A 17,770-nucleotide genomic window follows, 5' to 3' on the forward strand; every position below is an offset into this window, starting at 1 on the left:
CGCGAACACTTGCAGCGGTGCTGCGTCCTACGCTCTCCCTCCGTTGTCTACCGCGTGCGGGCCCACGTCACCGAAACAAGGCAATGGTCTTGTCCGATCCCTCGCCGTGCGCCTGTACATGGTGAAGCTCGATCATGTCCTCGATCTCCTCCACGCGCTCCTTCGGGACGTCGATCATCATCAAAAGCTCGCCGCGGAGGATCGCTTCTTCGAAGCGCTTCAAGCGCGTGTTGCGCACCTCGACGCCGACCACGGCCGCTACCCCGGCGCCGAATCCTGCGCCCGAAAGTGCGAGGATCACCACTGTGCCGCCGGCAATCCGTACGTCTTCGGGCGGGCACACAAGCGCAATCAGCGCCACCAGCAGCCCGATCGCACAGCCCACTGCCGCGCCTCGAGCCAGCGAAGCAAGCAGATCGCTGCGTTGCGCGAGCGATGCCTGCGGCAAGCCGTCGAGCGACACATTCTCGTTGGCGATGACATGCATATGCCGCCACTCGACCCGATGCAAAAGCAGTTCGCCGGCGACCGCGCGCGCGCGCTGTGCGGTAGGCAGCAAAAGATAGACGCGTCGCATTTGAGCTTCCCGCTTTCCGTAGAAAGTGTGCAGATGCACGACACGCCCCGCAAAGCGCCATCGATCTCACGGCACGATCCAGTCCCCATCGGCGACGAGCTTGATGTGGTCCGGCCCGGCAAAGCGAACGATATAGCCGCCCTTGGACGCGAATGTCTGCCCCGGCGCCAGCGTCAGGCGCGGATAGTAGCCCGTCAGGATGCGGCGTTCGAGCATGTCCTGAACCCGCTCCACCAGATAGTCCCTCACGAACGCATCGACCATATGGCTCAGGGTCTCGGCGAGCAGACCGCAGGCGAGGTAGGTGTCCGCCTGCACCTGGGGAGCCACCATCGGTATCTGTCTGATCGAGAACCAGCCGAACGCGTAGTCGACGCGCACGCGGCGCCCTTCCGGCAAATCGAACGGGTACGCAAGGCGCGTGACGCCGCGCCAGCTCGTCGGCAAGGGGATACTATCCAGCCCACCCATGAGGCCCGACATGAACACCGTATGCGTCGCTGGAGGGATCCGCGCGAGCGCCGCAATATCGGGCGGACGCAGCCACAACACAAGCACATCCGAGCGCGGTATGCCGTGCAGCGCACCTGCAATGCCCTCACCCGGGGCGAGTGCGTGATTCGATACCGCAATGCCGTGAGCCGCCAGCGCCGTGGCGAGCGACTGCGCTCCGCGTTCGCCGTTGTCGCCGGTACGATAGACCTGCCAGACGTGTGTCGGCGCCTTCGCCTCTTTCGTGCCCTGCGCCTGCGGCGCGCCGGTTTCATCGACGATGCGCGCCGCAATCAGCTCCGACTCGAGCAGCACGCCCTTCGAGAAGTACACGGAATAGAAGTCGCGATCGTTTTCGATCGGCACCTCGACGTTGGGAAAGAGACACGGCACGGCCTCCTGCTCGCAGAAGTCGTGAATCGGCGCCCAGTTTTTGCCGCCGAGACCCGACAACACCGCGAACACCGGCTGCCGGGCCAGAAACTGCGTGAGTTGCCCGCGCCAGGTGTCCGGCGGACCTTTTAGCTCCCACACGTGCAGTTCCCAGCGGCGATTGACCATGAACATCATCTTGCGCGACGAACGCAACGGCGGCACCGCACCGAGCGGAAAGACGTTCTTGTCGGCGAAGTAATGCGTGAGCACATCGAGCATGCCCGCGCGTTTCACCGGGTCGGCATCGGGGGTGATGATGGTCGCGAAGTGCAGCACGGTATCGGTGACACCCGTCGGCCTGCGCCGATCGAGCTGCTTCAGATAACCGATCAGCGCCTGCATATCGGCGTCGTTCAGCGCGTACTGCGGCATCAGGCTGCTGAGCGGCTTGCCTTCGGAGTCGATGCCTTCGCGAATCGCGCGGGCGACCGTCGCCTCGGTGTACGGTTCACGTTCGGCGCGCATCCCGGGAACGTACGGCAAGTCGCGATCCTCCGGAGTTTGCGTGCGCGGCTCGACGAGGTAGCGCCAGCTGATTGGCGGAATGCTGCTGTTGCCCTCCCGCGAGCCGAGGCCACTGCGTCGATGACAGTTCACACAGGCCGCGGCTGCGCCTTGCAGGTGCACGCCCCCGTCGTGCATCGCTTCGAGCGCTTCGCCCGAACCCAGTACGCCCTGCTGATAGAGCGCCTGCCCGGCGCTCGCCGTCGCGACCGGTGGGGCGGCAGGCGCGCAACGCGCCTCGCGCACAGGCACGATCAGCGCGGCGAGCAACGCGCATGGAGCCAACCATCGCGTCGCCCGCGACGGTGCCCGTGTGCGGCCTCTCGGCCCGCTTGCCGTGCGCTTCATGATCAGGGCGACGGATGTCCCGCGCCGGGCAGCGCCGGCGAGGCATCGACGTCGATCGAAACCGATTTGCGGTGCATCTGCGGCGGTGCGGGTCTCGTGAAGATGCCATCGTCCAGCGCCGGATTGAGCGACACCTTGTCGATCGTGAGCTTGTCCTTTTTGTCGGACGCCGGTGCCCCACTCTCGATCTCGAGCGGTATCTGCAGCCCCTCGACGCTCCTGAAGTCGCTGTAGTTCACGTCCACGACGACCGTCTGCCCACGCGGCGTGCGCACCTGGCGGTCGACCTGCACGTCGAGAAACGTTTGAGCGTCGATCCACACATGGCGGATCACACCGGAAGGCAGCTTTGCGGCAAGGCGATACGCATCGCGCCCGCCCACCTGATCCTTGCCCTCGAGCGTAACGGTGACGCCCTTCGCTTCATGGTCGATCAGGAGCCCGTCGATCACCTGCTCGTCGCGCGCGGACGTCGCCTCGTCCATCGAGTACGGCCGCGGCGTCGCGCTGCCCATGCCGTTCGGACCCAGTTTCCAGCCTTGTCTACCGTCGAATACGCGCACGGACTTCTGGTTGTACACAGTGACCTCGAAGCGTGTCTTGTTCGGGCGTTTCATTGCAAGGACAAACGGCAGGTCCGGCGCGGGCGCATTGGCGCTATCCACGTGGCCGGACCAGATCATGGTCTGGACTTTGCGCCATGCGTCGAGGCCGCCTCTCGCGTCGACGTTCTTCTGGACGATCTCATCGGCACTCAGATCGTGCGCGGGGATCTGCTCTCCCGCGAACACGACCGCGGCGACACTGCCGGCGAGCACCCATACTGCGACTGGTTTCATGGCCGTCAACCTCATGGGGGCACCCAGCGGCTAGTGGCTTGCGCTCTGGCGCGGGCCCGGGTGCGCCCCCGCATTTGCGCCTGGGTTCGCACTCGCCGCCGGACGCGGGCTCAGCGCTGGGTTCGCGCTGACGACCGGTGCGGGGTGCGTGACTTTCGCCACCGTGACCTGCGGCTTGGCAAACGCGGTGTCGTCCACCTGCGGGTTCAGCGCAACCTTATCGATGATCAGCTTGTGCGTGCCTCTTGCGCCGACGACAACCGTTTCGAGCGTATGCGGCATGACGAGGCCGCCCTCCTTGCGATAGTCGCGATAGAAGATCGCAACGTTGTGCATCTTGCCGTCGAGTTTGCGCGCATCGCCGTCGACCTTCAGTTCGAGAAAGCTGGCCGCATCGATCCATACGCGGCGCGACGCGCCGTCTTTCATCGTCAACTTGAGCACATACGCGCGGTGGCCCTCGACCATTTCCATGCCGAGCACGTCGATGCGCGTGCCTTTCGCCGCATAGTCCATGAGCGGCCCATCCAGTTCGGCCCACGACGCGGCCGCCTTGGCCTCCGCGGGCGTGTAGGGCTCCACTTCATTGCGGCCGAGGAACGGCCTGACCTTCCACCCTTGCGCGCCGTCGTAGACCTGGAATGCCGTCTGCTCGTTGAAGCGGACCTCGATACGGCTCTTGCGCGGGCGCTTGAGCGTCATCGTGAAAGGAAGTTTGGTGTTCTTCGTGCCGCCCGCCTCGAGCTGCCCCGACATCGTCATCGTGTTGACCGCGTGCCACGCCTGCAGGCCGCCGCGCGCGGCGACGTTGCGCTCGACGATCTGCGCGGCACTCATGTGCGCCGCGCCCGCAGTCTGGGCGCTCGCCGCGGAAGACCCCGCGAGCGCGAGGGGAGCACTTGCCGCGAGCGTCACCACCGACGCGGTCCGGATCGCCAGCGAAAGAAAGCGGTTCATGAGTCATCTCCTCTTCGTCTGCGCGTGAAAAGCGCTTGTGCACTCATTCGACTATCAGCCCGTCGATGTGGAACGACCCCACGAATACGTCGACGCGCTCCCCGGCCTTGATCAGACCGCCCTTGTTCGAGAACACCATCCAGTACTCCTGACCGGTTTCCAGCGGACCGCTCTGGCGCAGCGCCCCGACCTTGTCCATCACCGGGATTTCGAGCAATGCATGGCTCGTGCGCCCGAACATCACGGCTGTCGCGGTCTTTTCGCCGAGCGGCCGCGCGGCCACGGGGTCCGTCACACGATAGCTGAAGCGGATCAGGTTGCCCGACGCCGTGCGGCGCACGCTCAGGTGGTCGATGCCCTGCATCAGTTCGTAATAGCCCCGCGCGCGCTGCGGCAGGCTCGCCGGCGAGTACGGCGACTGCTTCGCCGCCGCGCTCGCACCGGCCTCGCCGACCGCCGGCTGAAGCGAGGCGGCGGCGAGACAGATGCTGCCGGCCAGCAGCACGACCGGCGGCGTCCGGCGCAGACGCTGGCTCATGGCAACGCTCCCAGTGTCTTCAGACCCGCCGGCGTCGTGACCGCGGGCGGCGTGCCCACCGGCAGCGCAGGCTGGCCTTGATTGCCCTGATTGCCCTGAGCGCCTCCGATGCCGGGCAGCCCTCCGCTGTTCGCGGCGTTTGGCAGGATCCCCTGCAACAATCCGAGCAGCGTCACCGGATCGTTGACGCCAAGCGCGAGCGGATACGGCTGCGAGGCGAACACGCCGGGCCTCACGAACTCGACTGCGCCGATGTCGTAGCCACCCAGCTGCGGCCGCGGCGTGCCGAAGATGTCACGATTCGGCGCACCCGCTGCCGTGGCATGGTTGACCGCCGGCGAGGTCCCGGGGATCGTGTAGTTGCCAAGCAGCGTGTTGCGTTGCGCGCCCGTGCGCGCCTCGTTGAACAGCGACAGCGGACCGTACGACATGTTGATCCAGTTGTTGCCCTCGTCCGGCGTCGCCGAAGGCAGCAGGCTGAACAACGGATTCGGCAGCACCGTGTCCGCAATGCCCGGGGGCACCGTGATGCCGATGCCACCCGCCTCCGGCGGCACGCGCGCACCGTTGCAGTACTGATGCACGACGTCCGGATTCGATCCGCTGTTGTTTGCGTTCGGATAGTCGCCGGCGTCGGTCAGGATCGAGTACTGCGGGTTCATCGTCAGACCGGACCCATGGTTGGCGGCGCCGGTGTCGCCGAACGCGCCGATGTCCCAGTAGACCGCCTTCGGATCGCAGTAGCCCGTGGCGTGCCCGGCCTGATTCAGCGACGGATTGAGCGTGACCACGTTCTGCAGCCCCGCAATGCCCGGATCCAGTCCTCCCACCGTGATGTAGAACGTGCGGTTCTGCCAGAACAGGTCGTTCGTGAGCACCGGGTTCGAGAACGTCGTGCAGTCCGGGTGGCCCGCCGGGCACTTCACGTTCGGCCTCGTGAATGCCGCCACCAGGTTCTGCGTGTGGCGCGCGGTCTCGAGGCCGGCCGGCTCGTACTGCGACGTCGTGGTCGGCTGGCACGTCGTTTCCGAACCCGAGGTCGTGCAGTTCGGCGGCCCGACATTGGCCTGGGTCGCAGCGGACGTGTTGAACAGCACGCCGGCCGTCGCCGTCGAGTCGTTCGAGACGACCGTGTTGTTGATGAAGCTCACCGCCACGGCATCCTGCAGCGATACGCCGCCGCCCGCCCAGCCCGCCACGTTGTTCGCGATGATGTTGTTCGTCACCTTCACGCGATACCACCTGGAGCTGTCGTTCGGACTGCGTTGCACGTCGGTGCCGTTGACGTTCTGCAGCCGCAGGCCGCCGCCCTTGCCGCTTTCCGCCGTGTTGCCGACGATCAGGTTGCCGTCGATCGTGATGTCCGGGCCCGCGCCGTCCGAGAGCTGCGGCGCGCAGTCGACGTCGGTGGCCGCGTTCTCGCAGAAGGTGCCGTCGGGCGGCACACCCTGAACGATCAGCCCGCCGCCGTACGTCGGCAGCGTCGGGTTGTTGCTCTGATTGAACAGGATCCAGTTGTGCGACAGGTCGCCGTTGTAGCTGAAGCCGAAGTGCGCGACGCCGCCGCCGTCACCGCTGCTGATGTTGCCGCATACCCAGTTGTAGTTGAACTTGTAGTAGTCGGCGCCCGAACAGAACGTCACTCCTCCTGCCGAAGACGGCGTGGTCGAGTTGATTTCGTCGCCGTACGAAGCGTTCGACGTGACCTGGTTGTTGTGCACGTTCACGTGGACGTTGTACTGGAACGGCAACTGGGTCACGTTATTCGCCGCGATGTTGCCGTCGGGCACCTCGACCTGGCCGACGATGATGCCGCCCGTGAGCGTTCCCGCGTTGGAGAAGACGCGGTTGTTCGATACCTCCGTGTAGTGGTTCCAGCCATGCAGGTAGATACCGCCGCCGCCTTGCGAGCTGTTCGTGAACGACATGCCGTCGATGCGCGACGGGTTGCACAGGAAGTTGCTCTGATAGGTATTGCAGTCCGCGGCGCTGTTGGTGAGCGGCGTGCAGATGCCGTTCGCGACGCAGTTCTGGTCCTGGGTCAGCACCCCGCCCACCAGCACGTCCTTCACGCCCTTGCCGAGCACGGTAATGGCCGCGCCTTCGTACGCGCCCATCAGCGTCGGCTCGATCAGCGTCTCCGCGAGGTTGCCGTTGAGGTTGAAATCCCAGCCGGAAGTCGGCTCGAACGGAATCCCGTCGATCTTGCGCTGCATCGAGGCGAGGCAACTGTACGCGCCGGTCGGATCGTACGGATTGCTCGCGGAGATCAGGCCGCCGTTCAGCGCATCGCCGAACAGGCACCCTATCTGCCTGCGCCACGGGTCGAGCTTGCCCGACGGATGCGGATTGGCGTCGACCGTCACGGACGTTGCCCCCACGCCTTGCAGCCGCACCGGCTTCCACATGAGCAGCATCTCCTTGTAAGTCCCGGGACCGACGACGATCATGTCGCCGGCGGCGGCATGGTCGATTGCGGTCTGGATTGCATTGCCCGCCGTGTTCTCGCCCCCCACGTAGGTGGGCGCCTTGCCGCCGATCGTCACGGTGACCGCATCGATCGAGCGCTTGCCGCTCGCTGCGGTGACGACGAGCTGGCCGCACTGGGTCGGCGTCGTCACACCGCGCTGCTGCATCGTGCAGGCCGCATCGGGACCGAGCAGAGGCGGCACGACCACGGTGATCTTCGCGTCGCTCCACGACGTCACCGGCGCCGGGATGCCCGCGATCGTCACGACGCCCCGTTGCTGGCCGAAACCGTAGTTGCGCGTGATGAACTTCTGGTTGAACGGCGCGGCAGTGGCAGCTGGACCTGTGTACGCATGGTTCGGCACCTGCTGCCTGCCGACCGACGTGATCGTCAGTGTCTTCAAGGGTCCACTGACCCACGGGCCCGCGCCGCCGTTGCTGCCCGCGGACGTATTGCCGGCAATCGCGTCGCCCGTCACGGAGGCAATGCCCGGCGTGCCGTCCGGATAGGCGCAGTCCACCTGGTTATACCCGTCCGCGAAGGCCTGGACGGGCACCACCGGCGTATCCATGTACTGGGTCTGTCCGGGCATGAACGGAATCTCGTAGCAGAACTGGCTATATGCCGGGTTATAGAGCGGGTCCTTGATGGTCTGGCCGGAATGCGCCGGGTCGGGCTTGTACGGATCGTTCATGCAGGCGACCATCATCGTCGGCGCGTAGCCCGTCGGGTTCGGCGGGTTGACTTGCCAGGTCGAGTAGGTCAGCCCGTTGAAGATGCCCCACTGGTCGGAATAGGTGCGCGAGATTTCGTTGCCCGCGAAGTCCTTGAACGACACCGGCACGTTTGGCACTGCGAACTTCTCGCCGAACTGCGGCGAATACGGATCGAACTCCGACGAGAAATCGTCCAGCATGAAGCCGGTGTAGTGTGCGGCGACGTGCGTCGAGCTGAAGATCCAGAACTTCGCCAGCACCGCGCTTTGGTCGGTGAGCTCCACCTCCTTGCGGTCGCACAGATTCCGCGAAGCCCCCGCGAACGGCGAGACTTCCTGCGAACCCGGGAACAGACTGATGTAGTCCGGCACGATCCGCAGTTCGCCGACACACGGCCAGAAGCGTTCGACGGAGCCGGTGTCGCCTTCGGCATGCGGGGTGGAGCCGAGATTCGAGGTCGGATTCTGCGGGTTGTTCCGGTTGTAAGTGGAGTTCATCGCCGCCTGGTCGGGCAGGATGAAGATGTCGCCGATGCCGCCGAACTGCTGCGTAACCGGTGCGATGTAGTTGTCGCCGATCAGGATGTTCTTGTCCTCCTCCTTCACCAGTTCGTAGCCCGGCGGCACGATGATCTCGACCACATACTTGCCGGGCGGCAGCATCTGCGTGCCGTCCTTCGTGGGATTGGCGCTGCAGATCGTGCAGTTGGTGCCGGTGGGCAGGCCGCTATGCGGATCGCGGCCCGTCACGCTCGGGAACTGGTACATGCCGTCGAACGGCGCCGGCTGCACCTGGTTGAACACGTGCATGCCGTCATAGCACTTGAACTGCGAGTTGTTCGGCAGCGCACGCTGCTGCGGGTCGAGCCAGTTCGGCGTGTTCCGCAGCGTGTAGAAGTACGGATCGCTGGTGCTCTGGCCCGGACAGTTCATGTTCGGCACGCCGTCCGAACGGAACCCCTGGGCCCAGTCGTCCCAACTCGCGGTCTTCGTCGTATCGACGAGCTTCAGGCTCGTGGAGCCGTCCGCCGCAACGCCTTCCTGATACAGGTTCACCGTGACGTTCGGCACGTTGGGCGTCCACTTCGTGTGAATCAGCAACGTGGGATCGTCGAACGGGCGCGTGGAGGCATAGACGACTTCGCCGTGGATGCCGCCGTTCTCATTCGCCGCGTAGGGCGTCTTGCCGAACTCGACGAACGAGCTCTGGCCCGAGAAGCCCTGCCAGCCCATCGTGGTCACCCACGGCGGATCGACCCGGCCGGTCGAGGGATTCGAGCCCGAGCGGTCGTTGCAGTCCGCGTCGTTGCAGTACACCGCGCCCGGCACCCGCAGGTTCGTGGGCAGATGGACCGATTCCAGCGTGTTCGCGAAGTTCGCGGCGATCGTCGACTTGCCGCCGCCCGGCGTGCCGTCCGGCGGACCGCCCGCGTCATAGACGACGTGCACGCCGCTCTGCTTGAAGCGCGTCAGGTCGGTATCGACGACGTACCAGTTGAACAACGGGAACTCTTCGTTGAACGACGCATAGCCGCTCCCGTCCGTGACGTTGAAATCCGAATAGCTGCCGTCGCGGAAGCGAATGTTGGTCGACAATAGCGCGAGACCTGGCTTGCTCGGGTCCCCCACGCCGTTGCCGTTCGTGTCGAGGAAGGTCCGCGTATAGAGATTCGTCTGCCACTGAAGCACCGCGATATCTCCCGCGTCCGTCACCGTACCGCCGCCGAGCGTCACGGCCGATGCGAGCCCGTCGACGATCTGGTCGTTCCACTGGTCGAACACCGTGATTCGGGTTATGCCGGCAGGCAGGCCCGTGAAGCTGAACGTGCCGTCCGCGTTGCACTTGGTGAACGCGTAGTCTTCACCGTCCGGATCGCCCACGCTCACGTAGCATTGCGTGAAGCTCAACGGCTTGCGCGACTGGCTGCCATAGAGGTGCTCGTCGGGCGGACGGCTGTAGTGCAGGTTCGTCACCCGGCCCTTGAGCCCGTTGTTGCAGCTCGAGGTGGCGCACAGCAAAGGCAGCCGCGCGTTGATGATCTTCGGATTCGCAAAGCCGATCGACACGTGGAAGCCCGCCGGACCGAATTCCTGGAAGTACGCCGGGCCGCCGATCTTGATGAACGAGTCGTGGGCCTTCTCGCCGTCCAGCGTGTTCGTCTGCAGCCATTCCTCGCCTCGCGCGATGCGGTCAGCAGCGGGCGTCGCGATGATGCCGTACCGGCCCGGCATCAGGTTCGCGATGATGGCCTGACCAACGAGCGGCGACAGCGTCTTGCCATCCGACTCGTATTTCGGGCAGGTCGGGATCATGCCGACGAGGCCATCGGTCGATGTCGAAATCGGGCACGCGTTGAGACCGCTGACCGGATCGATCGTGCCTTGCAGCGAGTTGGACAGCGGCATGTTGAACATGTCGTAGGTCATCTGTCCGGTCGGCTGGCCGCTGCCGCCCGCGTCGTCCCACAGCTTGATCTCGAAGCCGCCGAGTCCCGGTTCGCGCGCCGAGCCGAAGGTGTCGGTGCCGCCGCTCACGTCCACTTCGCCGTTCAGCGGTGCGTCGTCCTCGAACACGAACACGGAAACCTTCGCAGTCGGGAATGGCGATTCCTCGAGCAACACATTGACCGAAGTCTGCCCGGCCGCGATCGGCGCGCCGCCCATGCCGTTGCCGCACTTGCCCGTGCCCGGCGCGAAGTTCGCGACGCCCGGACAGTCTTTGGAAATGTCGAACTGCCGCTGCGCGCCCGAGGGGTTGGTCGGGTCGACCGGCTGCGGAACGCCGCCGCCGTTCGTGAACGAGTTGTACGCGTTGCCCGGCAGGATCGAAATGTAATAGCGCTTCTTCGGATCGAGCGCCACCTGCGACGGATCCACCGGCACCTGCTGCGCCGCCGTGGTCCGGCACACGCCGTTGCCGACGTCGCACACCGCCGGCAGGTGGGTCTGGCTGACCGGGTCGTAGACCGTCTGCCCCGCTTCGCACGCGGCGACGCCGACACAGCCTGCCGCCACCACCGGCATGTAACTCGTATGGAAGTTTGCACCGAGACTCGGCACAGGCAGCGGCGGACACGTCGCCGGACGCGTGGGCGAATTCACCTGGCACGCCGGATCGATCTGGAACGTGCGGTCTTCCTCGATGATCCAGCGGTAGTCGCTGATCTTCACCGGCGTCTTGCCCGGCTGCGTGCTGGGCGCATCGAGTACGTTGACGACGAGTCCGCTGCCGCCCTTGAACGTCACCGTCACGCTCGCCGTGTTGCTCGCCGTATTTTGCGCATTCACCGCCTTGTACTGGAACGTCACGCTCGCGGACGCCGCGCTGCCCATTGGCGCCGTTGCCGGGCTCGCCGTGAAGGAGCCGTCCGGATTCAGCGTGACAGAGCCGCCCGAAGGGGTGCCGACCAGCGTCGCGGTGAGCTGCAGGCCATTCGGATCGCTGGCGTACGTGAGCACACCGGGCTCGGAGATCTGCAGCCGCGAGGCGACGTTGCTCGTATATGCGGCATTACCGGCCGTGGGCGGTCCGGACTGACACCCGTTGCCCGTCGTGCACGCAGTGAGCGTCACCGTCGCCGCGGCGTTCGGGTTGCCGTTCGCCTGGTACACGAAGCTGTCGGCCGTCGTGCCTTGACTCGGGGTGTAGACGAACGTGCCGTCCGGGTTCAGCGTGAGCGAGCCGCCAGTCGGTGGCGTCTTCACCTGCACGCCGTAGACGTTGGCGTCCTTCGCCGCCACGCCTCTAGCCGGGTCGGACACGGTCAGCGTCTTGCCGGGTACGAAGAAATAGGTGGAACCGGTGACCGAAGCGTTCGCCACGGCGGCCGCGGACGCCGCGGTGGAGTTGTTCACGCTGATGTAACCCTGCATGCCGCCGTCACGCGCGTTGTTCGTCGACAGGCTCAGTTCGCGATCGAACACCGGCAGCGCGGAAGCGGCTGCGGCCGGCATGTTGACCAGCGCGTCGTAGGTCTTGCCGGCCGCCATGAACACTTCCGACTGGATCCGCGGATTGCCGGGCAGCACGTTGCCGTCCTCGGCGATCAACGCGAAGCCGGAGACCGGGGTCGTGCCGGTTTGCGCGCCGACCACGGCCGGCACGTGCATGCGCAGACCCGCGTTGACGAAGCGAAGCATCACCGGCCCGGTGGTCGCTGCGCTCGTCGCGGCGAACGTCGAAGCGCCCGGATTGGTGCGGTCGAACGAGACGCCGTTGATCAGGTAGTAGCGCGGATCGTAGTTCACCGTGGGCGGATAGCAGGTGCCGAACGAGGTCGACTTCGAATCGCCGCAGCCGCCCGGCTGCCCGGACCAGGACAGGGTTTCGCTGAAGCCCGGGGTCGCGACCGCGGAGGCGACCGCGGTGTTCTGCACCGGATCGATTTCGCTCAGCACGAGCGGCACGTCGGTGTCGTAGCTGATGCCCGGATACGCCTGTGCAGGCGTCGTGCCGTTGGCCGCCGTTCTCACCACCAGCACGCCATAGAGCCCCATCGGCCCCTGGATCGATGGGTGCGTGCCCGACTCGATCAGGTAGGTGCCGGGGTTCAGGTTGCTCCACGTGAGCGCAGTGGTGCTGCCGTGCGCGACTTCGGTCGCGAACGACTGCACGCGGGCCGCTTGCGTCGGCGGCGTGAACGTCGCCCCGCCGGGCGCGGCGGCGGCGGTCGGCCACGTGGTCGCGGTCTGGGTGGGGTGCGTCGGGCTCGGCATGCTCGTCGCCGTCGTGCCCAGACCGCCGCCCAGTTGCCCGACGATCACGAGCGAGGTCGGCACGGAGCCGGGCAGGCTGTTGTTGAGATTGATCGTGAGCGGCCCAGGCGGCACCGTGATGACGACGGGCGACCAGTTCGCCCCTGCCCCGGGGTTCGCCGCCGTACACGTGGCAGGCGCAGCGGCCGCCGTGCAGCCGTAACCCCACATCGGCACGGCCTGCCCGTCGGGCATCACGGCCGTGGTGGCCTTCGCAGTGAGATTGACGGATGCCTGGGCGAATGCCATCCCGCTCGCGCCCAGCAAAACGGAAGCGGCAATCGACGCCTTAAGCATACCTAACAGATTTGCCTTGAGTGTGGTGGATCTCATCGCCGTTCTCCCCGCCTCTAGTTCGATTCGTCGATCAGGAATGCTTGCGGATCAACGAGCATCATCATCATCATTCCGCCAGGGAAGATGTTGTTCGTGGTGATCTCACGTTCATTGTGCGAGTGCCACATGAATGCAAAGCCGGCTTCCGTTTGCGGTGGATTCACCGACGTGCCGCTTGGCGGCGTCGTGCCCGTGGGCGAAGTCGCGCGCATGGTCGCATCGGGGCCGAGATAGGGGCTGCCGCCGTACCAGAAGCCGTTGGTCAGCACGTGCGAGTCGGGCAGCGTCACCGGGCCGCCGCTTCCCACCTTGCCGAACGGATGGGTTTCGAGCGCCTTGTTGTGGTCCGCGCACCACTCGTAATAGTTCGGTGCCGTCGGATCCTGCGTGTAGTAGCCGTTTGCATCCGGGATACAGACGCTGCCGTCGCCGGGATAGTGCCCATAGACGTCCCAGTTCAGCCCCTTGCCCGTCCAGTAGAAGATCCCGTCCATCGCAAGGCCCGGTGTCGTCGTGGTCGTGAACAGCAGCGGGCCGGCGACCTTGGTCGCGTCGGACCTGGCGAGCAGCATGTTGCCGTCGCGCGCGAGCACGCGCACGTGATTGCCGTGCTCATGGAACGGGTGCTGCCAGCGCCCCGTGCCGATGATCCGCAGCAGCACCATTTCGCCGGGGTGCATGTGCGGGTTGCCGTTGTATGGCTGATTCGGATATTGCGCCGCGTAGTTCGGGTCCATGTCGTCCGGCATCGAGCGTCCGTTGACCATGAAGTACGCTGGATGATACGGCTCCGTCTCGACCGTCATGCAGCCGGTCGGACTCGTGCAAGCGTTGCTGGCCTGTTGCTCCGCCTGTGCATGAATGCGCGGATCCATTTCGGAGAACTGAAACAGATACTCGCGGTCGTAGCACGCTGCGCTGTGGTTGTAGGCCGCCGCGGCATTGCGGAAGTCGGGCTGGCCGTCCACCAGCTTGCGCGTCCCCTGGATCGGGTTGCAGCCGGTCGGCACGGCGAGCGTACCGGGCGACGACGTCGGCAGGACGATGACCGCGCCATACATGCCCATTTCGATCTGCAGATCGCCCTGCGTGCCGCTGTAGTACGCGTGCGTGCCCGGCGTAGCGGCGATGAAGCTGTAGGTGACCGTGACGGTGTGGGACGCCTCGCGCGTGAGCAGGCCCTGCACGCCCGTCGGCGTGCCGGAGCAGAGCCTCGTCGTCGGGTCGATCGTCCCCATGCATACGTCAAACCCGGGAAAGAGAATCGACGTGTTGCCCGCCGCCGCCGGCAGATTGTTGGTGAGCGTCACCGTGACGATGTCGCCCTGGTTGACGATCAGCGTCGGACCAGGAATCTGCATGGTCGGGCAATTCGCACCGGCAATGTTGGGCGGCGAAAATCCGGCCGGCGCCGTATTGCAGCCGTAGCCCCATGAATAGACGCTATTGCCGTCCGGCTGGGTGATGCGGCTCGCCTCGGCGCGCAGGTCGAAATGCGTGCCCGTGATGCCAGGCGCGGCCGCATGCACCTGCATGCAGAAGAGCGCCGCGAGCGCCGCCACGCCGAACCGTGCAAGCCGTCCGAGGCGCGCGAGGGTCGTGATCGCTATGCGGTAAGTGATGTGTCCCACGGCTCTTCTCCTAAGTGCAGGACTTCCTGGCCGGGTCCATGGCAGGGCAGCCATGAACCGTCTTTATCGCGTGCATGATGCGTCTCATAGCGTGCAGACCTTCGTCTTCGGATCCACCGACCTGCAGATGTGCACCTCGGTCATCAGTCCACCGAAGTTTTCCTGGTCGTTCGCCAGATGGTCCAGATTCGGCGTGTACAGGTAGAAGACCTGCCCTGACTGATACTTCGTCGTGTCGGTGGCGTCGAGGATCAGGTCGAGCGACTCCCCGCCGCCGAGCGTGATCGAGTTCGTGTAGTAGGTCATGTCGTTGCCGGCCATGTCGCGCAGCAGCCGCGCATTGAGCGCGACCACGTGCATCGGAATGCCGAGCGAGGCGAGCGTCTGATATTCGGTGACGTCGAGGTCCGAGATGCGCAGCAGCACCTTGCCGCCGACAGGGATATTGATCAGCGACGGCAGCGGTTGCGAGAAGCGCGGCACGCCGTCCGACGCGGGCGTCGAAAGCGCATTCGGATTGACGGTGTCCGGATAGCTGCGGCCATTCAGCATGAAGAACTTGTCTTTCATGTCGGTGAAGGGCTCCGGATTGAACGTCATGCCGACGAAGTGGAAGTTCGGATCGAAGCCATGGATCTGCACCGGATACTCGACGTCATAGGCGGTCGAGCCATCGCCGTCGTTGTATGCGTAGAGCGTGGGCGTCCCGCTCAAATTGTTCACGTGCAGCACGCCGTTCTGTGGCGGCAGCGGCGTCGTGCAGAGAATGTCGGTGCCGCACCGCGTGCGCAGATCCTGCTGCTGCAACACCAGCGACTGATACAGCGACTTGCCCGCGGGCACGCGGTTCTGACGCGGACGCACGAAGATCTGGCCGACCATGCCCATCTGCAGGTGCTCCGGGGGCGTGATGTGGCAGTGCCAGAAGTAGGTGCCCGCATCCGGCGCGAGGTAGTAGTACGTGAAGCTCGCGCCGATGTTGATCGCGACCGAGGCGTCCGGCACGCCGTCGTAGAACGAGGAGGCATTCGGATAGCCGTGAAAGTGCACCGTGTGCTTCTCGAACAGGTCGGGGCGCATGATCATGCCGACGTTCGTGAGCGTGAGGAAGAACTCGTCATCCTCGTCGATCGCCATCATCGGCGCGGGCTCGTTGCCGTTCATCACGCCGATGTCCATGATCGGCCGCGGGTCGACATGGCCCGTGAGCTGGCCAGGCGGCGTCGATTCCGGATCGGGCGTGAGACCGACCGCGCCGTTGTAGGTCGGATCCGTTCTCGGATCGCCGACGGTGTTGAACACCGAGGCGAACTGCGTGCCGGGCAATCCGGCCTTGATGTCGGCAAGACCGGACAACGGCCCGAACGCGAACAGATAGGTCTGCACGCCGTTGGCCATCGTCGCATAGCCGTCGCCACCCGAGATCTGCTGGCACTTGATGGCGCCGTTGACGACACCGGTCGATGCCGAGGTCTGGCCCGTGAAGGACGGTCCCGTGTACGGCGGTTCGCCGGCGCCCGCGGGCAGCGCCGACGGATGAGACGGCGTGGTCGGCGGGCATTGAACCATGAACGATTGGGAAAATGAGGGGATCGCAAACATCATGCATAGCAGGGCTGCCACGCTATTGCGACACATGCGGATGCTGAACATATGACCTCCGTCCTTGGGGTCAAGCAGCGCGTCAGGCGCTGAACGTCACGCTCGACTGCAGTTGCGGGCTGATGCATTCGTCACACTGACCCGTATGTGGATTCTGGATATCGGCAGCGGAGCCTGCGATGGGTTACCTCCCTACACTTGCAGTAGGGCAAACCCATCGCGTTGCGCGGCCGTGGTCCTGACGGGCGATGGAGTGTGTCCTGGCCAACACAAGCGGCGCGTCATGCCTCGATTCCGGTCTGCAAGGGGAACGCTCGTGTACCGTCATGGCTTTCATTTTCATTTCGAATCGACGTGATTCTTCGAATCAATCTGAGGATTGAAATGTCGTTCTTATGTGCCCTGTGGCATATAGCGGCGAACTTTCCGATGGGTACAATCCCCCCTATTCACATCACGCGCAAACCCGAATACCGCGGACGCTTCTCGATCACGCGGTCAGACGGACGGCACTCACCTCCTGGTCTCATGCCGGCGAGGGACCTGGCGGCGTGGGGGGAAACATGGATTTTCTGGAAAAGAGAGCGGCGGTGAATCTCGTCGAACGCAACGATCACGCTCTTGAACTCGTCGAGCTGGCAAGCGCGAAGCGGACGTACTATCCCACCACGTCGATGTGGTTGAAGCTGGAACAGCTTCAGGTGGCGCAGCAACTCGTCGAGCCGCTGGATCAGGACCGGCAGCCGGTTCTGTCCACGTCGCTCCACGGCGTGGCGCATCTCGACGGCCAGGAGCTTGCGATCATTGGCTTTCCGCAGCTGGCGACGCGCGTGCTTCAGGTAAGCTTCGAAGCCCGCGACGTCAGCACGGCCGACCGGCTTGGCCTGCGCGCACTGGAAGACGAACTGGGCAACTCGATGTCCGATGTGGCGCTCGGCACCGCCCGGCTGGGCTTCAATGCCGCCGATGACGAGACCGGAGAGCCCGATCGGTGGTGGCTCGCGTGCCACATTCCCCCTTCCTGCCTGCAGGTGCTGGCGAAGGCGATCTCGGACGGCCAGCTTGGCGCGGTAGAGCTGGGTCTGGCCATGCGACACCTCTATACGTCCGAAGATCCCGCGGCCGAGCCGTCACGCCAGCCCCGGCTCTTTCTGCGGCCCGATGAAGGGGACGACACGGTCGAATGGCCGAACATAGCGACTGGCTATGTCACCCATCTGCGCATCGACTTTGCGACGGCTTCATTGCGCGGCTCGGCGGCGAGCAGCGACCCGGCGGGGGCGGCGAAGGTCGTCGCGGAAGCCGTGAGCTCGCTGGGACCGACGCTCCTCAACCTCAGACTGACGGTAAGGTGGATCGGCATCCTCATTGCCGTGCTGCTCTTCCTTGAAGTTCTCGAGCGGCTGCAGATCTGAACCGGCATCTGCCTCGCGATCGCATAAGCAAGCAAAGCCAGACGCATTTCGGGCGCAACGGCGCGGCTATAACGCGCCGCCCCGCCCAAGCCTTTCCCCGCGGGAAAGCACGCTTCACCCTTCCTCAATTTTCGCGCTCGCGAAAATCTCCCACAC

The 17,770-nt window shown here is 65.1% G+C and carries 9 protein-coding genes; 1 reads left to right on the top strand and 8 read right to left on the bottom strand.

The annotated features are described in order from the left end of the window. Positions 1-67: 67 nt before the first annotated feature. The 8 genes from AB4Y43_RS30980 to AB4Y43_RS31015 form a co-directional block, all read right to left on the bottom strand. Positions 68-577, bottom strand: a complete 510-nt coding sequence (locus tag AB4Y43_RS30980) for a DUF1269 domain-containing protein (protein ID WP_069267152.1) — start codon at positions 575-577, stop codon at positions 68-70. Between the two features lie 66 nt (positions 578-643). After that, positions 644-2,356, bottom strand: a complete 1,713-nt coding sequence (locus tag AB4Y43_RS30985) for a c-type cytochrome (RefSeq protein ID WP_368619027.1) — start codon at positions 2,354-2,356, stop codon at positions 644-646. Positions 2,357-2,358: 2 nt separating this feature from the next. Next, complete coding sequence (locus tag AB4Y43_RS30990; protein ID WP_342946288.1) at positions 2,359-3,195, bottom strand: hypothetical protein; 837 nt, start codon at positions 3,193-3,195, stop codon at positions 2,359-2,361. 30 nt (positions 3,196-3,225) lie between these two features. Then, the gene (locus tag AB4Y43_RS30995; RefSeq protein ID WP_368729526.1) at positions 3,226-4,152 is read right to left on the bottom strand and encodes an outer membrane lipoprotein-sorting protein; all 927 of its coding nucleotides are present in this window, start codon (positions 4,150-4,152) and stop codon (positions 3,226-3,228) included. Positions 4,153-4,195: 43 nt separating this feature from the next. Next, positions 4,196-4,690 (bottom strand): hypothetical protein, encoded by a 495-nt coding sequence (locus tag AB4Y43_RS31000; protein WP_368729527.1) that lies wholly within the window; start codon positions 4,688-4,690, stop codon positions 4,196-4,198. Next, positions 4,687-12,963 carry an Ig-like domain-containing protein gene (locus AB4Y43_RS31005; RefSeq protein WP_368729528.1) on the bottom strand — a complete coding sequence of 2,759 codons (8,277 nt, stop codon included), beginning with the start codon at positions 12,961-12,963 and terminating at the stop codon, positions 4,687-4,689. The genes AB4Y43_RS31000 and AB4Y43_RS31005 overlap by 4 nt, the downstream gene beginning before the upstream one ends. A 17-nt stretch (positions 12,964-12,980) precedes the next feature. Continuing rightward, positions 12,981-14,501: a multicopper oxidase domain-containing protein gene (locus AB4Y43_RS31010; RefSeq protein WP_368729539.1), complete on the bottom strand. Its 1,521-nt coding sequence runs from the start codon at positions 14,499-14,501 to the stop codon at positions 12,981-12,983. 180 nt (positions 14,502-14,681) lie between these two features. Beyond that, on the bottom strand, positions 14,682-16,250 hold the full coding sequence (locus AB4Y43_RS31015) for a multicopper oxidase domain-containing protein (protein WP_069267156.1): 1,569 nt from the start codon (positions 16,248-16,250) through the stop codon (positions 14,682-14,684). 512 nt (positions 16,251-16,762) lie between these two features. Here AB4Y43_RS31015 and AB4Y43_RS31020 point away from each other — a divergent pair. After that, on the top strand, positions 16,763-17,614 hold the full coding sequence (locus tag AB4Y43_RS31020) for a hypothetical protein (protein ID WP_368729529.1): 852 nt from the start codon (positions 16,763-16,765) through the stop codon (positions 17,612-17,614). Positions 17,615-17,770 lie beyond the last annotated feature (156 nt).

Source organism: Paraburkholderia sp. BR10872 (assembly GCF_040965835.1).
Lineage (GTDB): Bacteria > Pseudomonadota > Gammaproteobacteria > Burkholderiales > Burkholderiaceae > Paraburkholderia > Paraburkholderia nodosa_A.

Bases quoted from the DNA above. Each gene is read 5' to 3' on its own strand.
- AB4Y43_RS30980 (WP_069267152.1), bottom strand. From the start codon at position 577: ATGCGACGCGTCTATCTTTTGCTGCCTACCGCACAGCGCGCGCGCGCG.
- AB4Y43_RS30985 (WP_368619027.1), bottom strand. From the start codon at position 2,356: ATGAAGCGCACGGCAAGCGGGCCGAGAGGCCGCACACGGGCACCGTCG.
- AB4Y43_RS30990 (WP_342946288.1), bottom strand. From the start codon at position 3,195: ATGAAACCAGTCGCAGTATGGGTGCTCGCCGGCAGTGTCGCCGCGGTC.
- AB4Y43_RS30995 (WP_368729526.1), bottom strand. From the start codon at position 4,152: ATGAACCGCTTTCTTTCGCTGGCGATCCGGACCGCGTCGGTGGTGACG.
- AB4Y43_RS31000 (WP_368729527.1), bottom strand. From the start codon at position 4,690: ATGAGCCAGCGTCTGCGCCGGACGCCGCCGGTCGTGCTGCTGGCCGGC.
- AB4Y43_RS31005 (WP_368729528.1), bottom strand. From the start codon at position 12,963: ATGAGATCCACCACACTCAAGGCAAATCTGTTAGGTATGCTTAAGGCG.
- AB4Y43_RS31010 (WP_368729539.1), bottom strand. From the start codon at position 14,501: ATGCAGGTGCATGCGGCCGCGCCTGGCATCACGGGCACGCATTTCGAC.
- AB4Y43_RS31015 (WP_069267156.1), bottom strand. From the start codon at position 16,250: ATGTTCAGCATCCGCATGTGTCGCAATAGCGTGGCAGCCCTGCTATGC.
- AB4Y43_RS31020 (WP_368729529.1), top strand. From the start codon at position 16,763: ATGGATTTTCTGGAAAAGAGAGCGGCGGTGAATCTCGTCGAACGCAAC.